Source organism: Xylophilus sp. GW821-FHT01B05 (genome assembly GCA_038961845.1).
In the GTDB taxonomy this organism is placed as follows: Bacteria; Pseudomonadota; Gammaproteobacteria; order Burkholderiales; family Burkholderiaceae_C; genus Xylophilus.
On sequence record CP152408.1, the window covers coordinates 1,307,722 to 1,327,523 of the forward strand.

At 68.7% G+C, this 19,802-nt stretch carries 17 protein-coding genes and 1 tRNA gene; 5 read left to right on the forward strand and 13 right to left on the reverse strand.

What is annotated here, in order from left to right; genetic code table 11:
• The first annotated feature begins 2 nt into the window (after positions 1-2).
• The 4 genes from AAFF27_06100 to AAFF27_06115 all read left to right on the forward strand — a co-directional run bounded on the left by AAFF27_06100 (position 3) and on the right by AAFF27_06115 (position 3,863).
• On the forward strand, positions 3-1,025 hold the full coding sequence (locus tag AAFF27_06100; protein XAH24763.1) for a branched-chain amino acid ABC transporter permease: 1,023 nt from the start codon (positions 3-5) through the stop codon (positions 1,023-1,025).
• The gene (locus AAFF27_06105) at positions 1,022-1,777 is read left to right on the forward strand and encodes an ABC transporter ATP-binding protein (protein ID XAH24764.1); all 756 of its coding nucleotides are present in this window, start codon (positions 1,022-1,024) and stop codon (positions 1,775-1,777) included. Before AAFF27_06100 ends, AAFF27_06105 begins: the two co-directional genes overlap by 4 nt.
• Entirely contained in the window at positions 1,774-2,481 is a 708-nt protein-coding gene (locus AAFF27_06110) for an ABC transporter ATP-binding protein (protein ID XAH24765.1), read from the forward strand. Before AAFF27_06105 ends, AAFF27_06110 begins: the two co-directional genes overlap by 4 nt.
• Before the next feature lie 80 nt (positions 2,482-2,561).
• The gene (locus AAFF27_06115; protein XAH24766.1) at positions 2,562-3,863 is read left to right on the forward strand and encodes a HAMP domain-containing sensor histidine kinase; all 1,302 of its coding nucleotides are present in this window, start codon (positions 2,562-2,564) and stop codon (positions 3,861-3,863) included.
• 4 nt (positions 3,864-3,867) lie between these two features.
• Here the strand turns inward: AAFF27_06115 and AAFF27_06120 are convergent, their stop codons facing one another.
• The 9 genes from AAFF27_06120 to AAFF27_06160 all read right to left on the reverse strand — a co-directional run bounded on the left by AAFF27_06120 (position 3,868) and on the right by AAFF27_06160 (position 15,265).
• A complete protein-coding gene (locus AAFF27_06120) occupies positions 3,868-4,365 on the reverse strand; it encodes a sterol desaturase family protein (GenBank protein ID XAH24767.1) in 498 nt (165 codons plus the stop codon).
• 233 nt (positions 4,366-4,598) lie between these two features.
• Entirely contained in the window at positions 4,599-5,354 is a 756-nt protein-coding gene (locus AAFF27_06125; GenBank protein ID XAH24768.1) for a Crp/Fnr family transcriptional regulator, read from the reverse strand.
• Positions 5,355-5,719: 365 nt separating this feature from the next.
• Positions 5,720-6,448: a DNA/RNA non-specific endonuclease gene (locus AAFF27_06130; GenBank protein XAH24769.1), complete on the reverse strand. Its 729-nt coding sequence runs from the start codon at positions 6,446-6,448 to the stop codon at positions 5,720-5,722.
• Positions 6,449-6,589: 141 nt separating this feature from the next.
• Positions 6,590-6,664: transfer RNA gene (locus AAFF27_06135), tRNA-Arg, on the reverse strand.
• A 57-nt stretch (positions 6,665-6,721) separates the two neighbouring features.
• The gene (locus tag AAFF27_06140; GenBank protein ID XAH24770.1) at positions 6,722-10,693 is read right to left on the reverse strand and encodes a translocation/assembly module TamB domain-containing protein; all 3,972 of its coding nucleotides are present in this window, start codon (positions 10,691-10,693) and stop codon (positions 6,722-6,724) included.
• A gap of 8 nt (positions 10,694-10,701) precedes the next feature.
• Positions 10,702-12,615: a BamA/TamA family outer membrane protein gene (locus AAFF27_06145; protein XAH24771.1), complete on the reverse strand. Its 1,914-nt coding sequence runs from the start codon at positions 12,613-12,615 to the stop codon at positions 10,702-10,704.
• A gap of 4 nt (positions 12,616-12,619) precedes the next feature.
• Positions 12,620-13,807 carry a VWA domain-containing protein gene (locus AAFF27_06150; protein XAH24772.1) on the reverse strand — a complete coding sequence of 396 codons (1,188 nt, stop codon included), beginning with the start codon at positions 13,805-13,807 and terminating at the stop codon, positions 12,620-12,622.
• A 4-nt stretch (positions 13,808-13,811) separates the two neighbouring features.
• On the reverse strand, positions 13,812-14,417 hold the full coding sequence (locus AAFF27_06155) for a GNAT family protein (GenBank protein ID XAH24773.1): 606 nt from the start codon (positions 14,415-14,417) through the stop codon (positions 13,812-13,814).
• A 5-nt stretch (positions 14,418-14,422) separates the two neighbouring features.
• Positions 14,423-15,265 carry a MoxR family ATPase gene (locus tag AAFF27_06160; protein ID XAH24774.1) on the reverse strand — a complete coding sequence of 281 codons (843 nt, stop codon included), beginning with the start codon at positions 15,263-15,265 and terminating at the stop codon, positions 14,423-14,425.
• Between the two features lie 131 nt (positions 15,266-15,396).
• On the opposite strand from AAFF27_06160, the gene AAFF27_06165 reads away from it, so the two are divergent.
• Positions 15,397-16,068, forward strand: coding sequence for a c-type cytochrome (locus tag AAFF27_06165; GenBank protein XAH24775.1), 672 nt, complete (start codon positions 15,397-15,399; stop codon positions 16,066-16,068).
• A gap of 94 nt (positions 16,069-16,162) precedes the next feature.
• On the opposite strand, the gene AAFF27_06170 is transcribed toward AAFF27_06165, so the two are convergent.
• Genes AAFF27_06170 through AAFF27_06185 form a run of 4 tightly spaced genes read right to left on the reverse strand, consistent with a single transcriptional unit; the run spans position 16,163 to position 19,782 of the window.
• A complete protein-coding gene (locus tag AAFF27_06170) occupies positions 16,163-17,230 on the reverse strand; it encodes a chemotaxis response regulator protein-glutamate methylesterase (GenBank protein XAH24776.1) in 1,068 nt (355 codons plus the stop codon).
• Positions 17,227-17,727 carry a chemotaxis protein CheD gene (locus AAFF27_06175; protein ID XAH24777.1) on the reverse strand — a complete coding sequence of 167 codons (501 nt, stop codon included), beginning with the start codon at positions 17,725-17,727 and terminating at the stop codon, positions 17,227-17,229. The genes AAFF27_06170 and AAFF27_06175 overlap by 4 nt, the downstream gene beginning before the upstream one ends.
• A 13-nt stretch (positions 17,728-17,740) precedes the next feature.
• Positions 17,741-18,541: a protein-glutamate O-methyltransferase CheR gene (locus AAFF27_06180; protein ID XAH24778.1), complete on the reverse strand. Its 801-nt coding sequence runs from the start codon at positions 18,539-18,541 to the stop codon at positions 17,741-17,743.
• Entirely contained in the window at positions 18,538-19,782 is a 1,245-nt protein-coding gene (locus tag AAFF27_06185; GenBank protein XAH24779.1) for an EAL domain-containing response regulator, read from the reverse strand. Before AAFF27_06185 ends, AAFF27_06180 begins: the two co-directional genes overlap by 4 nt.
• Between the last annotated feature and the right edge of the window lie 20 nt (positions 19,783-19,802).

The following is a 19,802-nucleotide window of genomic DNA, read 5'->3' on the forward strand; positions in this document are numbered from 1 at the left end:
ATATGCACAAGCACATTCCTAATGCCGTCTGGGCCTGGCTCGCGGCCTTCGTATTGCTGGCGCTGCTGCCAGTGCTGCCCGAGCCTGTCGGCTCGGCCTTCCACCAGGAGCTGGGCGCCAAGGTGCTGATCATGGCCATCTTTGCGCTGAGCCTGCAATTGCTGGTCGGCTACACCGGCCTGGTCAGCCTGGGCCATGCGGCCTTCTTTGGTTTTGCCGCCTACACGGTGGCGCTGCTGGCGCCGCAGTCAGAGGCTGGCAACGGCTGGTGGCTGCTGGCGGCCTCGGTGGGCGCCGCGGCGCTGCTGGCCTTTGTCATCGGCCTGCTGGTGATGCGCACGCGCGGCATCTACTTCATCATGGTCACGCTGGCCTTTGCGCAGATGGTGTACTTCGTGTTCCACGACACCGACCTGGGCGGCGGCAGCGACGGCACCTATGTCTACATCAAGCCCGAATTCACGCTGTTCGGCCACCGCCTGCTGGACCTGGAGCAGACCGCGCACTTCTACTGGCTCGCGCTGCTGCTGACGGCCGCCACCGTGGGCCTGCTGGCCCTGGTGTTGCGCGCGCGGCTGGGCCATGCGCTGGTCGGCATCCGCCACAACGAGCAGCGCATGCGCGCGGCCGGCTGCAACACCACGGCCTACAAGCTGGCCAGCTTCACGCTGGCGGGCGGGCTGTCGGGCGTGGCGGGCTTTTTGTTCGCGGTGCAGCACGGCTACGTCAACCCCGAGATCCTGGCCTGGCACCAGTCGGGCAATGCGCTGCTGATGGTGATCCTGGGCGGCATCGGCAGCCTGCCGGGCGCGGTGCTGGGGGCCTTCTCCTTCGTGCTGCTGGCCGAATGGTTCCAGGGCATGACCAAGCATTGGCAACTGCTGATGGGCGGCTTCATCATCATCGCGGTGGCCGTGCTGCCGCAGGGCATTGCGGGCGGCTTTGTATGGCTGCGCGAGCGTTGGCAGGCCCGGCGCCGCTCGCCGCTGCCAGCGGTGCCCAAGCCGCAGGAGGGCACACCATGAGCGCCGCCCCATTCGCCCTGCGCGCCACCGGCGTCACCCGCCGCTTTGGCGCCCTGGCCGCCGTACACGACGTGTCGCTGGACCTGCAGCGCGGCGAGATCCACGCCGTGATCGGCACCAACGGCGCTGGCAAGTCCACCCTGGTGAACCTGCTGTCGGGCGAGATCCCCTTGAGCGCCGGCAGCGTGCAACTGGACGGCGCAGACGTCACCCACTGGTCCCAGCCGCGCCGCGCCCGCGCCGGCCTGGGCCGCAGCTACCAGCGCAACAACATCTTCCTGCCGCTGTCGGTGCGCGAGAACTGCCGCCTGGCCGCACAGATGCAGGCGCAGCAAGCCTGGAAGCTCTGGCAACCGGCCGCGCGCTGCCGCTTCAGCACCGCGCGCGCCGACCAGGCGCTGGAGCGTGCCGGCCTGGCCACGCTGGCCGGCCGCGCGGCCGCCGGCCTGTCGCACGGGCAAAAGCGCCAGTTGGAAGTGGCGATGTGCCTGGCCACCGCACCCACCGTGCTGCTGCTGGACGAGCCCCTGGCCGGCATGGGCCCGGAAGAATCCGCGCGCATGCTCGACCTGCTGCGCAGCCTGCGCGCCGAGCACGCGCTGCTGCTGGTGGAGCACGACATGGAAGCGGTATTTGCCGTGGCCGACCGCATCACGGTGATGGTGGACGGCGGCGTCATTGCTTCGGGGTCCCCGGAAGCGGTGCGTGCCGACGCCCAGGTGCAGGCGGCGTACTTGGGAGGCCATGCATGAGCCATCTGATCGAAGCACGCGGGCTGCACGCCTGGTACGGCAGCAGCCACATCCTGCATGGCATCGACTTCTCGCTGCGCCGTGGCGAGACGGTCGGCCTGCTGGGCAAGAACGGCATGGGCAAGTCCACCCTGATCCGCAGCCTGCTGGGCCATGTGCGCCAGCGCAGCGGCGCCATATCCGTGCAAGGCCGCGACCTGTCGCGCGGCAAGCCGCACGAGGCGGCCAAGCTGGGCATTGCCTACGTGCCCGAGGGCCGCGGCATCTTCCCCAACCTGACCGTGCGCGAAAACCTGCTCATGGCCGCGCGCCCCGGCCGCGACGGCCAGCGCGCCTGGACCTGGGAGCGCATCCTGGCCACCTTCCCGCGCCTGACCGAGCGCCTGGGCCACCTCGGCGGCCAGTTGTCGGGCGGCGAGCAGCAGATGCTCTCCATCGGCCGCGCCCTCATGACCAACCCCGACGCCATCGTGTTGGATGAAGCCACCGAAGGCCTGGCGCCGCTGATCGTGGACGAGATCTGGCGCGTCATCGCCCAGATCCGTGCCACCGGCCTGGCCACCCTGGTGGTGGACCGCGACTACCGCCGCGTGGCGGCCCAGTCTGATCGCCTGGTGGTGCTGCAGAAGGGGCGCGTGGTGCTCAGCGGCGAGGCGGGCGCGCTGCGCGATGCGCCGGAGCTGCGCAACTGCCTGGGGCTGTAGCCGCAAGTGGTAACAGCGGGTACGCGGGATAGGGCGAGAATGGCCGGTTGCAATGCCGGGCGTTTCCCGGAAAGGGCCTCATGTCCATCCTGGATACCGAACTCGCCGCGTTGGGCCGGCATCTGCGCGCACGGCGCGAAGAAATCCTCAAGGCATGGCGCAGCGCCGTGCACCAAGACCCGGAGCTGACCACCGGCACCTCGTTGCCACGGGCGCAGCTCAACGACCACATTCCTGCGCTGCTGGCCTCGTTCGAGGCGCGGCTTGATCCCGCGCCCGGCCCCGGGCCGGCGCAGCGCGCCGCAGAGGAAGAAAACCAGGCGGCCGCCCATGGCCTGCACCGCTGGCAGCAGGGCTACGACCTGCTGGAAGTGTCCCGGGAACTGGGTCGCCTCAACGAGAGCGTGGTGGCCGAACTGGACGACTACCAGCGCGACCACCCCGAGGTGAGGCACGAGGCCATGGCCGCCGCACGGCGCGACTGGGCCGCCCTCTGCAGCGTGGGCATCGGCGAGAGCACGGCGCAGTACTTTCGCCTGCAGCAGCTCGAAGCTGCGGGCCATATGGCAGACCTGCAGCTTGCATTGGAGCGGGTGCAGGAGCTGGAGAAACAGCGCGGCGAGCTGTGGCACCAGGTGGCGCACGACTTGCGCGGCAACCTGGGCGTGGTGGCCAACGTCACAGCCGGGCTCAACCGGCCGACCATTCCAGACCCGGTGCGCAGCAACTTCGTGCGCATCCTGGATCGCAACGCCAGCTCGCTGCGCCAGTTGCTGGACGACGTCATGCAACTGGCCCGCCTGCAGGCCGGCAAGGAGCAGCGGCAGGTGGCCCAGACCGATGTCGGCACCCTGATGCGCGAATTCTGCGAAGGCCTGCAGCCCTATGCCGAGCAGCAGTCGCTGTTCCTGCGCTTCGACGGCCCGGTGCCGCTGCTGGTGCAGGCCGATGCGGTCAAGACGCGCCGCCTGGCGCAGAACCTGGTGCTCAACGCCATCAAATACACCCGGCGCGGTGGCGTCACCGTGAGTTGGCGCGATAGCCCCGTGGGGGACGACAAGCGCTGGATGCTGTGCGTGCAGGACACCGGCCCGGGCCTGCATGCCGGCTCCGACGCGCCGCTGGCCGGTGCGCTCGAAGAGGCAACCGAACTGGCGCGCCAGTCAGACGCCGCAGCACGCAACGGTGAGACGCCCCATGCCGATCCGGGCTCGGCGCTGCAGCAGGATGGGAATGCCATGGGACAGGAGCCGGGCGAGGGCATAGGCCTGTCCATCGTCAAGCGCCTGGCCGAGTTATTGGGCGCGAGCGTGGAGGTCGAGTCCGATGCAGCGAAGGGAACGACCTTCCGCGTGCTGCTGCCCAAGCACTATCCGGATTGAATCGTCAGGGCTTTCCGGAGCCCGGACGGCGCGCTGCATGCTTTGTCGCATGCGAGCGGCCACCCAGCACATGGTCCCAGAAGGCGCTGGTCACGCCGTAGTGGCCGGGCGGGCCGTTGGGCGTGTGGTGCAGCGCATGCCAGAGCTTGCGCTGCCGCAGCCAGGCGCTGTCCATGCGCCAGTGGTGGATGGCGTGGTGCGTGACGGCATAGCCCAGGTAGCCAGTCAGCATGCCGCAGGTCAGGGCGCTGGCACGCCAAACGTCGCCCAGCAGCAGCGCGGGCAAGAAAACCAGTACGGCAATCAAGGTGCCGCTGAGAACGGTCGGGGTGCAGATCAGCGCGGTGGGCCGGTGGTGGTGCTCGGCGTGCCAGGTGCTGAAGGGTTTGAGGCCATGCAGCACGAAGCGGTGCAGCAGGTATTCGATCAGGGTCCAGCCCACCAGGCCGGCAATGGCCAGGGCTGCCAGCTCCAGCCGCAGGCCCCGCGGCGCGGCCACCATCAGGAAAACCGCCAGGGCCGCAGAGGCCGCCCCATAAAGTACAAAGTCTGCGCGATACGCCAACTTGCTGTGCTCTAGCGTGAAAAGATGCATTCGGTTCCTCGACTCGACCGTCCGCGGGCCCAGGGCGGACGCTGGTCCCGATCAGTTGTCAAAACTAGCGGTGGCCGGGTTCGTCGTCTGTGCGTTACCGCACAGACGACGAGCGTCCGCGCTCTGGTCCTACGCCGCGATCACGGGCCGCGTGAGCGCGACTTCCCGGCGGAGCCGCCACCCCTGCGGGGCGGTGGCAACAAGCGGTCGTATTCCTTCTTGAGCACGCCATAGCATTCGCAGGTATGCCGCGCGAGCCGATCGCGGTCGAGAAGATCAATGCGCCCCCGGTGGTAGCGGATCAACCCGAGCTTCTGCAGGTGGCCAGCGGCCTCGGTGACGCCTTCGCGGCGTACCCCCAGCAGGCTGGCGATGAGCTCCTGCGTCATCAGTATTTCGGCCGAGGTCTGGCAGTCCAGGCGCTGGAGCAGCCAGCGGCACAACTGCTGCTCCAGTGAGTGATGGCGGTTGCACACGGCAACCTGCGCCATCTGCGTCAGCAGAGCCTGGGCATAGCGCAGCAGCAGTTGCTGCACCGGCCCGGACTGTTGAAACGCCTCCAGCATCGGGCCGGCCCGCAGCCGGAAGCCCTGGCCCGCGCCTTGCACCACGGCGCGGCTGGGAGTGGATTCGCCGCCCAGGAACAGCGCAACGCCCAACATGCCCTCGCGTCCTACCACGGCGGTCTCGGCCGATGCGCCGTCTTCCATCACGCTGAGCAGCGAGACCACGGAGGTCGTCGGAAAGTAGGCGTGGGCCAGTCTGGCGCCGGGCTCGCACAGAACGGTCCCCAGCGGCATGTCTACCGCCTCCAACTGCGGCAGCCAGCGTGCCAGCTCAGCGTCGGGGAGTGCCCCGAGCAGGCGGTTCTGTCGTGGATCGGAAACCGGGACCATTGCGTCTCCAGATCGGTGGCGGGTGTGTGCAGGCGCGCAGGCAGGGGACCCAGGCGGGAGGGGAACCCTATCACCTTCTTCTTGTGGCCGCCCTCTAGCGCCCACAACAAGAATCGTCCGGACGTAAAAAAGCCCGCATGAGCGGGCTTTTGGAATTGGTCGTGAGCTCTTACGCGGCTCACGTTACGGCACATTCACATGCTGGAGCCACCTGTAGTTTTTCTCGTCGTGGTAGCTCTTGTATCGACGTGCCGCCGTGAGATTCGGCCTTGCCTGCGCAGGCAACCGAAAGGCGTGTTGCCGTTTCGGGGATCGACGAGTATAGCACGGATTGAAGCTGGGGCTGTTTGCTGCGCTAAAGCGGCTCAATCCTCCCGAATCTTCCCCGGTAGCAGGCGCATTCCCGTGTGTTCCACCAGCGCCTCGTAGCTGATGGGTTTCAGGCTTTGCCTGCCGGCGTTGTTCTCCATCCAGTAGGCCCAGGCCCGGCCGCTGGCCGGCGTGTAGACCAGCTTCCAGGTATGGCTGGGCACCCACACCTGGCCCGGGCCTATGGTGTGCACCGGGCGCATGAAATACGGCCCTGTGAAGACGAACACATCACCGGGCGCACGCATCGCGTACTTGCGCGTGGCCTGTTCGATCTGGCTCCAGGCGTGCTGGTTCAGCGCCGGGGCCTGCGGCACCATGTTGGCCATGCTGAAGGACTGGGCCTTGGCGCTATCGCTGGGCATGTCGCCGGCCGGCGCCATGTGCCCGCGGTCGTAGCCGGAGCCCTTGTAGTCCTCCAGTTGCGCGCGGTTGGCAAATGGCAGGCGGGCCTCGGGGTAGAAGCGGTCGCGGCGTTTGATCCCCTGGGCGCTTTCCAGGCTGCTGCGGCTCAGGCGTTCCACCACGTAGACGGGTGTCTTGCTCTGGCCGCTGTGCAGTACCGCGAAGGCCTCGAAGCACAGCTCGCGCTGCGCGCCGGGCGCCGTGACTTTGGGTGGGGAAGCGGGGAAGTGTTGGGGGCAGTCGGCAAAGCCGGCTGCATGGGCGCCGGGCGCCAGCAGCGCCAGGGCAAGAAAAGCTACACGCACGTGGAAAAGGTTCAATACAGGGAAGTACGCGGAGGTTTTGGCGGCAATGCAGCAGCCGAGGCCATGCATGGCGCGTGGCCAAAACTTGATCCGCAGGAGGGTGGTTGCACGCAGACCAGGGCCGTGGCGGCGGCCTGGTGCATGCGGGATATCCGGTGGTCCCCTCGACAGGAATCGAACCTGTATCTAGCGCTTAGGAGGCACTCGTTCTATCCATTGAACTACGAGGAGAGCCTTCGATTGTAGAACGGCGTTTCTGCCCATTTCATGACGCGTACGGGAACCGTATCAGTTGTAGGTCATGGTGTAGATCAGATCCAGCGCACTCTTGGTGCCGGTCTGGCCTCGCAGTTGCAGGCGGCGCGACAGGTCGTAGAAGATGTAGAGCGTGCCCAGCGTGCCCGACAGGCTGCGCTCATAGGTCACGTAGATCTTCTGCGAGATGCGCTTGCCGAAGGTGAGCGCGGCAGCCGTGGCGTCGGTGCCGGTGCCTGGGCCCTTGAAGCCGATCTCGTCCAGGCCGAGCTTGCCGGCGACGTTGCCCGAGCTGCCCTTGCCCCGCGACAGCAGCGCCAGCGCGGCCTGCTGCAGCAGCGCGGCCTCGGCGCCGCCGCTGGCGGAGCTGCGGCCCAGCACCACCCAGGACAGGGTTTCGGCGTCGGTCAGGGCCGGGTCCGAGTACAGCCGCACGCTGGGCGACTGCGCGGTGCCGGTGACCTGCACGCCGGCGCGCACGCTGATGTTGGGCCGGATCGCGAGGATGTCGAGCGAAGGGTTGTCGTAGGCGCCGCTGAAGTGGATTGCGCCGGATTCGACGTCGAGCTGCTGGCCATAGGCGCGGTAGCGGCCCTGGTCGGTGCGGATCTCGCCGGTGACCTGTGGCGGCCGGCCCAGGCCGGCATTGCTGCGGATGTCGAGCTTGCCGGTCAGGCGCGTGGTGATGCCACGCCCTTGTATGGCGAAGTCGTTGCCCAGGTCGAAGGTGATGGCGATGTCTGGCGGTTTGGCGGTGCCCATGCTGGTCGAGGCGCGCTCGACCTGCCGGGCCTTGGCCGCGGCCTCGCGGTCCAGGGCGGCGGAGCGCACCACTACGTCCGAGCCCAGTTGCGGCGCCGTGTCGTCGGGCAGGATGATGGCGGCGCGGTCGGTCTTGAGGTCGCCGCGCAGCACCAGGCGGCCATCCTCGGTGCGGGCCTGCAGCTCACCCGAGAGCGTGACTTGCCGGTCGCTGCGCACCGACACACGCAGGGCCTGCGCCGTCGCCTTGAGGTCCATGGCCATGCCTGCTGCGTTGCCCCAGGCCAGCGTGCCGCGTGCCGTCAGCGTGCCGCCATCGGTGGTGGACAGGCTGCTGGCGGTGGCCCGGCTGCCGCCGATGCCGCTGATGCGGGTGTTGCTGCCGGTGCCGCCGCGCAGGCTGAACTCGCTGATCTCCAACTGGCTGCCGCGCAGGGTGGAGCGCAGCCGTCCGTCCTGTAGCTCTATGCCGTCGACCACGGAGCGCACAGACAGACCATCGGCCGCCAGCGTGCCGGCCCACTGCGGGCTGCTGCGGCTGCCGGCCAGCGTGGCGTCGGCGGCCAGCGTGCCCTGCACCCGCCAGCCCGGCGGCGCCAGCATGGACCAGACGCCGATGTTGGGCAACTGCGCCTGCAGCCGACCGGTGAGCGGGGCGTCTTCGGGCCAGCTCCAGCCGCCGTCCTGGCGCTGCAGGCGGGTGCCGGCATTGGCATTGAGCTTGCCGGCGCGCTCGCTGTCCCACAGCAGCTCGGCGCGCACCGCGTCACCCTCGGCGCTGAGCGTCAGGCGTGCGTCACGCAGGCCCGCGCTGGTGGTGGGCGGCGCGGTCTTGGCGCTTTGCGCCGTGCCGCTGCTGCTGACGCGGGTGGTGGCCGCCACGTCGTCGGTCTGCACGCGGATGTCGCCGCTGCGGCGCGCCAGCGTGGCACGGGCGCGCAGGCTGTCGCCGGCGTCTATGTCCCAGTCGCCGTCAAACACCAGGTCGCCTGACAGTCCCAACTGGCCCAGCGCGTCCTTGCCTTCTGTCACGGCCTGGGCCCAGGCCATGGGCAGGCCTTGCAGCCGGCCCTTGGATTGCAGTTGGCGCGCGCTGCCGGCTTGGCGGTAGCGCAGCGGCTCCCAGTCGATGCGCAGCGTGCCGTCTACCGGCCCGCGCAGTTGCGCCTGGCCGGCGCTGGCTTCCAGCGCCAGGCCCTGGGCGTTGGTGCTGAGTGTGGCGCTGAGCGGCTCGTCCATGGTCACGGTCCAGGGGCCGGGCAGGCTGCTGTCGCGGGCTTCCAATTGCAGCCGCGCGATGGCCAGGCGCCAGCGGCCGGGGCCGTCCATGCCGCCGTTGGCCTGGGTGCGCAGCTGTGCGCGCCGGGTGCCGCTGCTGCCTTCGCCTTGCAGCGACAGCGTGGCCTGGGCGAGGCTGCCCGCCAGCTCGGCACGCAGGCCGCGCAGCGCGACGGCGGTGGCGGCTGCGTCGCCGGCTGCCGGCAGCGCCAGGTCGATGCTGGGGGCGTCCAGCGTGGCCTGCAGCGTCAGGTCGCCGCCCTTGGCCGCGTTGCCCTGCAGGCGCTGCTGCACCGACTGCCAGCCGCCCTGCCAGCGTGCGTCCAGCCGGGCATTGCCGGCCAGGCGGGTGCCGGCCAAGACGTTGGCCAGGCCCGGCAGGCTCTCGGCCCAGCGCTGCAGGCGTGCGGCATCGCTCACCTGCAGGTTCAGATCACCCGCGCCGCTGGTGGCGGCCATGCGGCCCTGGGCCCTGCCCTGGCCGCCCGGCAGCGTGAGCGCCAATTGGCCGCTGCCTGAGCGCTCTGCGGTGTTGATGCTGAGCTGGCCCTGTACCGACGCATCGTCGGTCTGCAGGCGCAGGCTGCGCAGCTCCAGCGTGGTCTGGGCCCATTGGCCTTGGGCGATGGCGCTACGCAGTTGCAGGCCGTTTGGGCTGGCGCTGGCGCGGCGTGTGCTGCCCAGGGCCTGCAGGTCGACGTCGAAGCCAATCGCCTCGCCGCGGGTTTCGGCGTTGGCGGTGCCGCTTACCGCCGGGCCTTGCAATTGGGTGTGCAGCTCGCCGGGGCGGATGCCGCGCAGGGCGACGCGCGCTTGCCATTCGGCGGGCGTGGCGGCTGCGGGTGTGAAGCTGCCTTCCAATGCGATCTCGCCGCCGCCCGCATGCAGTGTGGTGTTGGAGATGGTCCAGCGGTCGTCTTGCAGCACGGCCTGCGCGGCCAGGTCCTGCAGCGGCAACTGCTGCTTGTCCCAGGGGCCGGGTGTGCGGTTGGCCAGCGTGGCGCTGGCACGCTGGCCATTGCCTTCGGGCGTGGCGTGCAGCTTGCCCTGCAGTTGCGTGGCCGGGGCTTGGGGCCAGAGCTGCGCCAGGTTGAGAAAGTCGAAGCTGGCGTCGAGCTGCACCACCGGCTGCGGCTGCCAGGGCGCGACCACGGCCTGCAGGTCGGCGCTGGTGTTGTCGGCCGTGGGGCTGTCGGTCTGCCGCAGCGCGGCCTGGACGTCCAGGCGGGCGGCCTGTGTGGCCAGCGTGCCCTTGGCAGTGGCGTCGCCGCGTATCTCCACCGTGGCATCGCTGCCGGGCACCGGCGCGCGCAGCCGGGCCGAAAGCGATGCGGCCAGGGCCATGGGCGCTGCGCCCTGCAGCGTGGCATTGGCCTGGTAGTGGCCGCCGGGCAGTTCCACACCGTCTATGTCGAGCCGGTGCTCGCCCTTCTCGTAGCGGTAGCGGCCGGCCAGTTGCGTGGCCTGCAGCGGCGGTGGGCCGACCCAGCGCAGTTCGTCTACGCGGAAAGGGAGGTCTACGTCTACCGGCAGCGTGAGCTGCTCCAGTGGTTCGGTCGGGCTGTCGTCGCCCGGGCCCAGGCGTTCGATGGCGATCTGTGTGGCGTGTACCTCGCCCAACTGCACGCGCTTTTGCAGCAGGGCGCGCAAGCGCCAGCCAATGCTGGCGTCGTGCACCTCGACCGCCAGCGTCGGGCTTTGCCAGCGCAGCCAGCCGATGCGGCCGCCGGAACGCAGCGTGCCTGTGACTTCGCGCGCCTCCAGCGTCTGGCCGGCCGGCATGCGCTGCGCCACCTGGGCCAGCGCGGTGGCCAGGGACTGCTGCGAGCCGGCCCAGAGCCAGGCCGCGCCCAGCAGTACGGCCAGCAGTACCAGCAATACGGCAAGCACAGCGGTAGCCCAGCGCAGCGCGCGGCGCCGGCGTGGTGCTGCGGCTGGAGTCTGGTCGGAAGAGTGCGCTGTCATGGGGCGCGTCAGAAAGTAAAGCCCAGCCGCAGATGCAGGCGCAGGCGGTGTTCGGCCACGCCGTAGGCCAGGTCGGCCTGCAATGGCCCCACGGGGCTGCGCCAGCGCAGGCCTGCGCCCACGCCAACCTTGGTCTGCAGATCGCTGGGCTGGTCGGCCACGGCGCCGGCGTCGAGGAAGACGGCGCTCTCGAAATCGGTCATCTCGCCGTTCCAGACCACCGGGCGCTGCCATTCGACGCTGCCCACGACCATGTAGCGGCCGGCGTAGATCAGATCGTTGACGGTGCGAGCACCAATCTGGCGGTAGCCGTAGCCGCGCACCGTGGTGTCGCCGCCGGTCAGGAACATCAGCGTGGCCGGTATCTGGGCGTTGTCGCGGGCGTTGACCGCGCCGGCTTCGGCCCGGAACTGCAGCCGGCTGCGCCGTGCATCGCCGCCTTCGGCCTGTACCGTTCCCAGCGGCAGGTAGAACAGGCCGCGCGCATAGCTGCGGAAGAAGGGCACGCGCTCGCCGATCAGCGTGTAGCCGGGGCCGACTTCCAGCGCCAGCCCGTAGCCGCGCGTGGGCGCGGTGTTGCTGTTGAAGTAGCGGCCGGTCCAGCCGTAGTTGACGCTGACGGCCGAGCCCGACGGCGGCGCGTCCGTGCCCTGGCTTTTGGCGTAGTCGTACTGCAGGTAGTAGTTGCGGTCGATGTGGTCGGTGGTCTTGGCGCGGCCGCCGCGCAGCCGGCCGCTGTTGACCTCGTAGCTGCCCGAGACCTCGCGCTGCGCCAGTTGCGAGGTGACCCAGCGCCAGTTGTCGTCGCCCGGCAGCGAGCTTTGCTCGGAGCCCAGGGATTGCGTCTTCTGGTCATAGGCCAGCTTGGAGACCGCGCGCCAGCCGATCAGCGGCAATTGGTTATGCGTGTGGTTGATGCTGATGCCGGCGCCGCTGTCGGTGCTGGCGCCCACGCCCAGCACCAGCTTTTGCAGCTTGGCGTCGCGCACCTGGGCGATCACCGGCGCAGCCAGCGGGTCGGGCGCGTTGGGGTCGAGCGTGAGGAAGACCGAGTCGAAATAGCCACTGGCGGCCAGCCGCTGCTGGGCCTCCAGCAGCTTGGCCTGGTCGTAGTCGGCGCCCACCGGCACGCGCGACAGGCGCTGTGCCACCTCGGGCGGGTAGCGCTCGTTGCCGCGCACCTGCACGGGGCCAAAGCGATAAGCCGGGCCCGAGTCATAGGTGACCGAGAGCTTGGCGCTCTGGGTGTCGGCGTCCACGCTGGCCTGGCTGCTGCTTATGCTGCCGGTGGGAAAGCGCCGGGCGTTGAGTTGGCGCAGGCCGTCGGTCTTGGCGTCGTCCCAGGCGCCCTGCGTGAAACCCTGGCCCGCGCGCAGCGACCAGCCGCGCGTGATGGCGTCGCGCTGCCTGGCGGCCGCGGGGTTGTTGGCGATGGCGCCGGTGAAGTCGATGTGCACCTCGGCGATGCGGGTTTGCTGGCCGGGCTCGACGGTGATCACGACTTCGCGCGGGGCCGGGCCGTTGGGCGTTTCGCGCAGCTCCAGCGTGAGGCGCGGCGAGAAGTAGCCAAGCGTGCCCAGCAGGTCGCGCGCGTTGGTGTCGGCCGCGCCCAGCAGGCGCGAGAGCTCGCGCGCGTCCAGGTCGTCGAGCAGGCGGTAGCGCTGCAGCTCCAGGTTGCGTGTGAGGTAGTCGCGGATGTCCTTGGGCGCCTGCACGTCGAGCGTGAAGGCGGGCCGGCGCGTGTCCTGCGCGTCTGCCTTGCCGCTGGCGCCGACGGCGTCTGCGCTGCTCAGCACCTGGGTGCCATCGGCCTGGGCGGCGCGGTCTTCTTTCTTGGTCAGCAGGCTGCAGCCGGGCAGCAGCAGGGTGGAGCAGAGCAGGGCGGGTAGGAGGAGGGGTGAGGTCGGAGAGCGTCCGGGCATTGATTCATTTTGACAGCAGGCGCATGGTCTCTTCGAGACCTTTGAGTGTCAAAGGGTACATGCGCTGCGACATCAGCTGCTGGATCACGCCAATGCTCTGCCGGTACTGCCATACGCCTTGCGGCTCGGGATTGATCCAGGCGTACTTGGGGAAGGCATGGGTCAGCCGCTGCAGCCACTCGGCGCCGGGCTCTTCGTTGTTGTATTCGACGCTGCCGCCGGGGTGCAGGATCTCGTAGGGGCTCATGGTGGCGTCGCCCACGAAGATCAGCTTGTAGTCCTTGTTGTACTTGCGGATGATGTCCTGCGTGGGGAACTTCTCGCTGAAGCGGCGGCGGTTGTTCTTCCACATGAAGTCGTAGACGCAGTTGTGGAAGTAATAGAACTCCAGGTGCTTGAACTCGCTCTTGACGGCAGAGAACAGCTCTTCCACCCGCGCCACGTGCTCGTCCATGGTGCCGCCCACGTCCATCAGCAGCAGCACCTTCACGTTGTTGCGCCGCTCGGGCACCATCTTGATGTCCAGGTAGCCGGCATTGGCCGCGGTGGCGTGGATGGTGTCGTCCAGGTCCAGCTCCTCGGCCAGGCCCTGGCGCGCAAACTTGCGCAGGCGCCGCAGCGCAACCTTGATGTTGCGCGTGCCCAGCTCCTGCGTGTCGTCGTAGTCCTTGTAGGCGCGCTGCTCCCAGACCTTGACCGCGCTTTTGTTCTTGCCGGCACCGCCAATGCGTATGCCCTGCGGGTTGTAGCCGCCGTGGCCGAAGGGCGAGGTGCCGCCGGTGCCTATCCACCTGCTGCCGCCTTCGTGGCGCTCTTTTTGCTCTTCGAGGCGCTTCTTGAGCGTCTCCATCAGTTCGTCCCAGCCCATCTTCTCGATGGCGGCCTTTTGCTCGGGCGTCAGTTCGCGCTCCAGCGTCTTGCGCAGCCAGTCGAGCGGGACTTCCTTGGTGAAGTCGGTCACCAGCTCGACACCGTGGAAGTAGGCGCCAAAGGCGCGGTCGAACTTGTCGTAGTGCTTCTCGTCCTTCACCAGCACCGTGCGCGACAGGTGATAGAAGTCGTCGATGGCCCAGGCGCCGTCCGAACGCGGGCCGACCACGCCGGCCTGCAGCGCTTCCAGCAGCGCCAGGTGCTCCTTGACCGACACCGGCAGCTTTGCGGCGCGCAGGGAGCGGAAGAAGTCGATCAGCATGGTGTTACTCCTGCAGCTTGGTGCGGCGTTCCAGCAGGTACAGCAGTTGGGCCCGCGCCTCGGGCCATTCGCCACGGCGCATGCTGTACATCACGGTGTCGCGGATGGTGCCGTCGCGGCGCAGGGCGTGGCCGCGGATCACGCCATCTTTCTTGGCGCCCAGGCGCTCGATGGCGCGCTGCGAGGCGAAGTTGAAGTTGTCGGTGCGCCAGCCCACCACCTCGCAGCCCAGCGTGTCGAAAGCATGGGTGAGCAGCAGCAGCTTGCAAGTGGTGTTGACATGGCTGCGCTGCACGCGCTGCGCGTACCAGGTGTAGCCAATCTCCACCCGCTTCACGGCGGGCAGGATGTCGTGGTAGCTGGTGGTACCGAGCACCTCGCCGCTGGCCTCGTCGGTGACGGCAAAGGCGAAGCGGTTGCCGGCCTCGCGCATCTCCAGCGCGGACTCGATGTAGGCGCGCGTCTGTTCGGGCTCGGGCACCGAGGTGATGCGCAGCTTCCACAGCTCGCCATCAGCCGCGGCGGCGCGCAAGCCGGCTTCATGCGACAGGGCCAGCGGCACCAGCTTCAGGCCGCGATCGGAAAGGGTGACGGGTTCGACGAAGGACATGTCAGTTAACGGTTCCGGGTATTCATGAACACCAATTTTTCGAACAGCGTCACGTCTTGTTCGTTCTTGAGCAGCGCGCCCACCAGCGGCGGCACCGACACCTTCTCGTCCTTGCTCTGCAGGGCTTCGAGCGAGATGTCTTCGGCCACCAGCAGGCGCAGCCAGTCGATCAGCTCGGAGGTGCTGGGCTTCTTCTTCAGGCCGGGCAGGTTGCGCACGTCGTAGAAGGTCTTCATCGCGGCGGCGAGCAGTTCCTTCTTGAGCGTGGGGAAGTGCACGTCGACGATCTGCTGCATGGTCTCGGCGTCGGGGAACTTGATGTAGTGGAAGAAGCAGCGGCGCAGGAAGGCGTCGGGCAGCTCTTTCTCGTTGTTGGAGGTGATGAAGACCAGCGGCCGGCGCTTGGCGCGGATGACTTCGCGCGTCTCATAGCAGTAGAACTCCATGCGGTCGAGCTCGCGCAGCAGGTCGTTCGGGAACTCGATGTCGGCCTTGTCGATCTCGTCGATCAGCAGCGCCACCGGCTCATCTGCGGTGAAGGCCTGCCACAGCACGCCCTTGACGATGTAGTTGTGGATGTCCTTGACCCGTTCGTCGCCCAGCTGGCTGTCGCGCAGGCGGCTCACGGCGTCGTATTCGTATAAACCCTGCTGTGCCTTGGTGGTGGACTTGATATGCCACTGCAGCAGCGGCATGCCCAGCGCACTGGCTACTTCCTCGGCCAGCATGGTCTTGCCGGTGCCGGGTTCGCCCTTGACGAGCAGGGGCCGTTGCAGGGTGATGGCGGCGTTGACGGCCAGCATCAGGTCTTGCGTGGCGACGTAGTTCTGGGAGCCTTGGAACTTCATGGAAGGTCTGCGCGAAAGAGTGGTCGGGCCCCGCCGCGCGGCCCGGCCGCGCAGGCGTGTCGGAAGGTCCTGCTGGCTATAATCAAAGGTTGATTCCGGCGTCTGAACCTCCACCAGATTGTGCGCGCAAAATGAATAAGCTGTTCTCCACGGTGTTTGCAATGGCTGTCGCTTCTGTGACCGCTTTCGGATCGGTCCAGGCCCAGGAAGTCAAGGGTGACGTCAAGGCCGGCGAGAAGAAGGTGTCGATGTGCATTGGCTGCCATGGCATCGTGGGCTACCAGGCCAGTTTCCCCGAGGTCTACAAGGTGCCCAAGATCGCCGGCCAGAACGAGAAGTACCTGGTTGCCGCGCTGGACGCCTACCGCGACGGCAGCCGCAAGCACCCGACCATGCGCAGCATTGCCGACAGCCTGACCGACCAGGACATCGCCGACGTGGCGGCCTACTACGCGCAACTGGGCAAGGACCCGGCCCTGGTGCTGCCCGAGAAGCCCGCACGCGAACCCAGCGCGCAGGTTGCGGCACTGCTGCAAAAGGGCATTTGCATCTCTTGCCACGGCGCCAACTTCTCCAAGCCCATCGACCCGTCTTACCCGCATCTGGCGGGCCAGAATGCCGACTACCTGTTTGTCGCGCTCAAGGCCTACAAGACTGAGAACAACCCCGGCGTCGGCCGCTCCAATGGCGTGATGGCCGGCGTGGCCAAGCAGTTCAGCAATGCCGACCTGAAGGCGCTGGCGGGCTATATCGGCTCGATCGACGGCGACCTGAAGACCGTGCCTGAGGCGCGCTTCCGCTGAGGCCCTTGCGGCTTCCAGAAAAAAGCTGCTCATCGAGCAGCTTTTTTTTGGTAAAAAAGGCCTCTAGCCCAGGTGTGGTCTGGGCTTATAGCTATCAATAATGGAGCGACCCGACCATCTCGCGCGCCAGCGCGGCCAGCGGCAGGGTGCGCTCCACGGCGCCGCGCCTGATCGCCTCCTTGGGCATGCCGAAGACCACGCAGCTGTCTTCGTCCTGGGCGATGGTGCGGGCGCCGGCGTGGCGCATCTCCAGCAGGCCGGCGGCGCCGTCGTCGCCCATGCCGGTCATGATGATGCCCAGCGCATTGGCGCCGGCGCAGCGCGCCACCGAGCGGAACAGCACATCGACCGAAGGCCGGTGGCGGTTCACCAGCGGGCCGTCCAGCACCTCGACGAAGTACTGTGCGCCGCTGCGCTTGAGCACCATGTGGCGCCCGCCCGGCGCGATCAGCGCGCGGCCGGGCATGACGCGGTCCTTGTGCTCGGCCTCCTTCACGGCGATGCGGCACAGGCCGTCCAGGCGGCTGGCGAAGGCGGCGGTGAATTTCTCTGGCATGTGCTGCACGATGACGATGCCGGGCGCCACGCGCGGCAGCGCGGTCAGCACCGCCTCCAGCGCCTGCGTGCCGCCGGTGGAGGTGCCCATGGCCACCACGCGCTCGGTGGTCTGGGCCATGGATTGGGCCGCGCCCGGCGGCAGGATCACATCGGCCGTGTACTTGGCTGCGGGCGTCGGTAGCGGCGTGGGGCGGCCCACACGGGCGCGCGCGGCAGCGCGCACGGTGGCGATCAGCTCGTCGGCCGCGTCCTGCAGGAACTGCTTGAGCCCGAGCCGCGGCTTGGCGACGACCGCCACGGCGCCGGCGGCCATGGCCTCCAGCGTGGTCTTGGCGCCTTTTTCTGTCAGCGTGGAGCAGATCACCACCGGCGTGGGCCGCTCTTGCATGAGCTTGCGCAGAAAGGTGATGCCGTCCATGCGCGGCATTTCCACATCCAGCAGGATCACGTCGGGCCACTGCAGCTTCAGGCGCTCGATGGCCAGCAGCGGGTCGGCCACGGCGTGCGTCACCTCGATGCCGGGCGCCGCGTTGAGCAGGCCGACCAGCACCTGGCGCACCACGGCCGAGTCGTCTACCACCATGACCTTGATGGCGGCTGTCATGGGGACTCCCTGAGCTCGCCCGGCGCGGGCTGGCGCACCCAGACCGCGCCGGTGTCGGTCTCGAACACGATGTGGCGGTGGCCCAGGCCGAACAGGTGTTCGGTGCGCACCGCGATGCCGCGCGCGGCCAGCAGTGCACGCGCGGCCTCGCCGTTGCGCAGGCCGATGGGGAGGGCGCCGCCGCGCTGGCGCGGGAACATGTCGCCGCCGCCGAAGATCTTGGCTTCGCAGTCGCCGGGCGTGATGCCGGCGCGGCCGAGTTCGCGCAGCATCAGGTCGAGTGCCTCGTCGCCATAGCGCGCATCCGGCGCGCGGCGCGCCGTGGCCGGGCGGCTGGCCAGCAGGAAGTGCGACATCGCGCCCAGGCGCTGGCGCGGCGCCCACAGCGTGATCGATACGCAGGAGCCGAGCACGGTGCGCACGCGGCAGCCGCCGCCGACAAAATATTCGCCGGGCTGCAGGATGACGTCGTCCGGACGCAGTTGGCGCGGTGGCATGGCAGCGCTGCGCTCATGGCCGGCGGTAGATGGAGGGCGCCAACGGCAGCACGGCGCTGCTGATGTCGTTCAAGCTTTCGGAATGGCCGATGCAGAAGTGGCCGCCGGGCTTGAGCAGCGACAGCACGCGCGCCACCACCTGGCGCTTGGTGTCGCCGTTGAAGTAAATCATCACGTTGCGCAAGAAGACGATGTCGAACAGACCCAGCTCGGGCAGTGCGGTGTTGAGGTTGGCGTGCACAAAGCGCACGCGCTGGCGCAGGCCGCGTTCCACCAGCAGGGTGCCGGCCTGCTCGGCCTGGCCCTTCAGGCAAAAGCGCTTGAGGTAGGCCGGCGGGATGTTGCGCGTGCGCTGCTCGGGGTAGTGGCCGGTGCGCGCCTGTTGCAGCACGCGGGTGCTGATGTCGGTGCCCACCACTTCGAAGGCGCGGCCGCCCAGGGTGTCGGCCAGCACCATGGCGATGCTGTAGGCCTCTTCGCCGGTGGAGCAGGCCGCGCTCCACACGCGCAGTGGCGCAGAGCCCTGCGCAGAGCTTGCGATGCTGCGCACCAGCTCGAAGTGCTTGGGCTCGCGGAAGAAGTAGGTCTCGTTGGTGGTCAGCAGGTCGATGGCGGTCTGCGCCTCGGCGGCGTGGCGCTGGTCTTGCAGCAGTGCGAAGTAGTCGCCGTAGTGCTGCAACTGGTGCGCCTGCAGGCGCTTGGCCAGGCGGCCGCAGACCAGCGCCTTCTTGGCGGGCGACAGGTGGATGCCGGCGGCCTCAAAGATGAAGCGCTGGAACTGGCCGAACTCATGGTCGCTGAGGGAAATGCTCATGGGTGATAGGAGGCGGACAAGGGCTCGGGCAGCAGCTCGCGGCGGCGCTGGCGGTGGGTGGTGAGCCACGTGGGCAGCTCTTGCGCGGGCATGGGCCGGGCGATCAGCCAGCCCTGGCCGGCGGTGCAGCCCAGTTGCTGCAGCAGGCGCCAGTCGGCCAGCGTCTCTACGCCTTCGGCCACGGTGGGCAGCTCCAGGCGCTGCGCCATATCGAGCGCGGAATGCAGCATCACCTGCAGCCGGCGCTTGTGGCTGGCACCGTGCACAAAGGCGCGGTCGATCTTGAGTTCGGTGAACGGGATGCGCGCCAACTGCTGCATCGACGAGAAGCCGGTGCCGTAGTCGTCCAGCGATAGGCCAAAGCCCTGCAGGCGCAGCCGTGCCAGTACGCCAAACGCGGCACCGCGAAAGGACACCAGCTCGCTCTCGGTGAGCTCCAGCACCACCTGCGCCGGCGCCAGCGCGTGGCGTGCGGCCAGGGTACGGATCTCGTCCACCAGCCCCGGGTCTTCCAGCAACTGCGCCGACAGGTTGACCGCCACCGGCAGGTGCAGGCCGCGCGCGCCCCAGGTGGCGGTCTGGGCAAAGGCCTGCTCCATGACGGCGCGGGTGAGCGGCTGGATCAGGCCTTCGCGCTCGGCCAGCGGCACGAAACAATCGGGCGCTATCGCAGGCTGGCCTGGCGGCAGCCAGCGCGCCAGGGCTTCCACGCCGCGCACGAAGCCGGTGCGCACGTCCACCTTGGGCTGGTAGTGCACGCTGATCTGGCCCTGGGCGATGGCGTTGCGCAGTTGCGCCGGCTCCGGCGCGCGGGACTCGGCCGTGCCGACGGCGCTGCGCCGGCCCAACTGCTCGAAGGCCTGGCGCAGGGCTTGCGCATCCAGCGGCTTGTGCAGGCCGGCGGGGGCGTCCAGCGCCATGGTGCGCGCCATCGAGACGACCAGGTCGATCAGGGCCTGCTCGCGCTGCGACACCACGACCACGGGCCGCGCCATGCCGTGCCGCTGCATCTGGTGCAGCAGCTCGACGCCGTCCATGCCGGGCATTTCCAGATCGAGCAGCAGCAGGTCGGGCGGCTCGGGCAACTGCGCCAGCAAGGCCAGCGCCTCACTGCCGCCTGCGGCCTCATGCACCGTGGCCACGCCCAGCCCACGGCACAGCGCGGCCGCGTGCTGGCGCTGCACGGCGCTGTCGTCTATGACCAGCACCGAGCAGACATGGCGGCTGCCGAGGGGCGCCATGCGCTGCTGCGATGCCGTCC

Bases quoted from the DNA above. Each gene is read 5' to 3' on its own strand.
- AAFF27_06170 (XAH24776.1), bottom strand. From the start codon at position 17,230: ATGACAGCCGCCATCAAGGTCATGGTGGTAGACGACTCGGCCGTGGTG.
- AAFF27_06105 (XAH24764.1), top strand. From the start codon at position 1,022: ATGAGCGCCGCCCCATTCGCCCTGCGCGCCACCGGCGTCACCCGCCGC.
- AAFF27_06140 (XAH24770.1), bottom strand. From the start codon at position 10,693: ATGACAGCGCACTCTTCCGACCAGACTCCAGCCGCAGCACCACGCCGG.
- AAFF27_06145 (XAH24771.1), bottom strand. From the start codon at position 12,615: ATGCCCGGACGCTCTCCGACCTCACCCCTCCTCCTACCCGCCCTGCTC.
- AAFF27_06180 (XAH24778.1), bottom strand. From the start codon at position 18,541: ATGAGCATTTCCCTCAGCGACCATGAGTTCGGCCAGTTCCAGCGCTTC.
- AAFF27_06110 (XAH24765.1), top strand. From the start codon at position 1,774: ATGAGCCATCTGATCGAAGCACGCGGGCTGCACGCCTGGTACGGCAGC.
- AAFF27_06125 (XAH24768.1), bottom strand. From the start codon at position 5,354: ATGGTCCCGGTTTCCGATCCACGACAGAACCGCCTGCTCGGGGCACTC.
- AAFF27_06100 (XAH24763.1), top strand. From the start codon at position 3: ATGCACAAGCACATTCCTAATGCCGTCTGGGCCTGGCTCGCGGCCTTC.
- AAFF27_06115 (XAH24766.1), top strand. From the start codon at position 2,562: ATGTCCATCCTGGATACCGAACTCGCCGCGTTGGGCCGGCATCTGCGC.
- AAFF27_06150 (XAH24772.1), bottom strand. From the start codon at position 13,807: ATGCTGATCGACTTCTTCCGCTCCCTGCGCGCCGCAAAGCTGCCGGTG.
- AAFF27_06120 (XAH24767.1), bottom strand. From the start codon at position 4,365: ATGGTGGCCGCGCCGCGGGGCCTGCGGCTGGAGCTGGCAGCCCTGGCC.
- AAFF27_06155 (XAH24773.1), bottom strand. From the start codon at position 14,417: ATGTCCTTCGTCGAACCCGTCACCCTTTCCGATCGCGGCCTGAAGCTG.
- AAFF27_06175 (XAH24777.1), bottom strand. From the start codon at position 17,727: ATGCCACCGCGCCAACTGCGTCCGGACGACGTCATCCTGCAGCCCGGC.
- AAFF27_06165 (XAH24775.1), top strand. From the start codon at position 15,397: ATGAATAAGCTGTTCTCCACGGTGTTTGCAATGGCTGTCGCTTCTGTG.
- AAFF27_06185 (XAH24779.1), bottom strand. From the start codon at position 19,782: ATGGCGCCCCTCGGCAGCCGCCATGTCTGCTCGGTGCTGGTCATAGAC.
- AAFF27_06160 (XAH24774.1), bottom strand. From the start codon at position 15,265: ATGAAGTTCCAAGGCTCCCAGAACTACGTCGCCACGCAAGACCTGATG.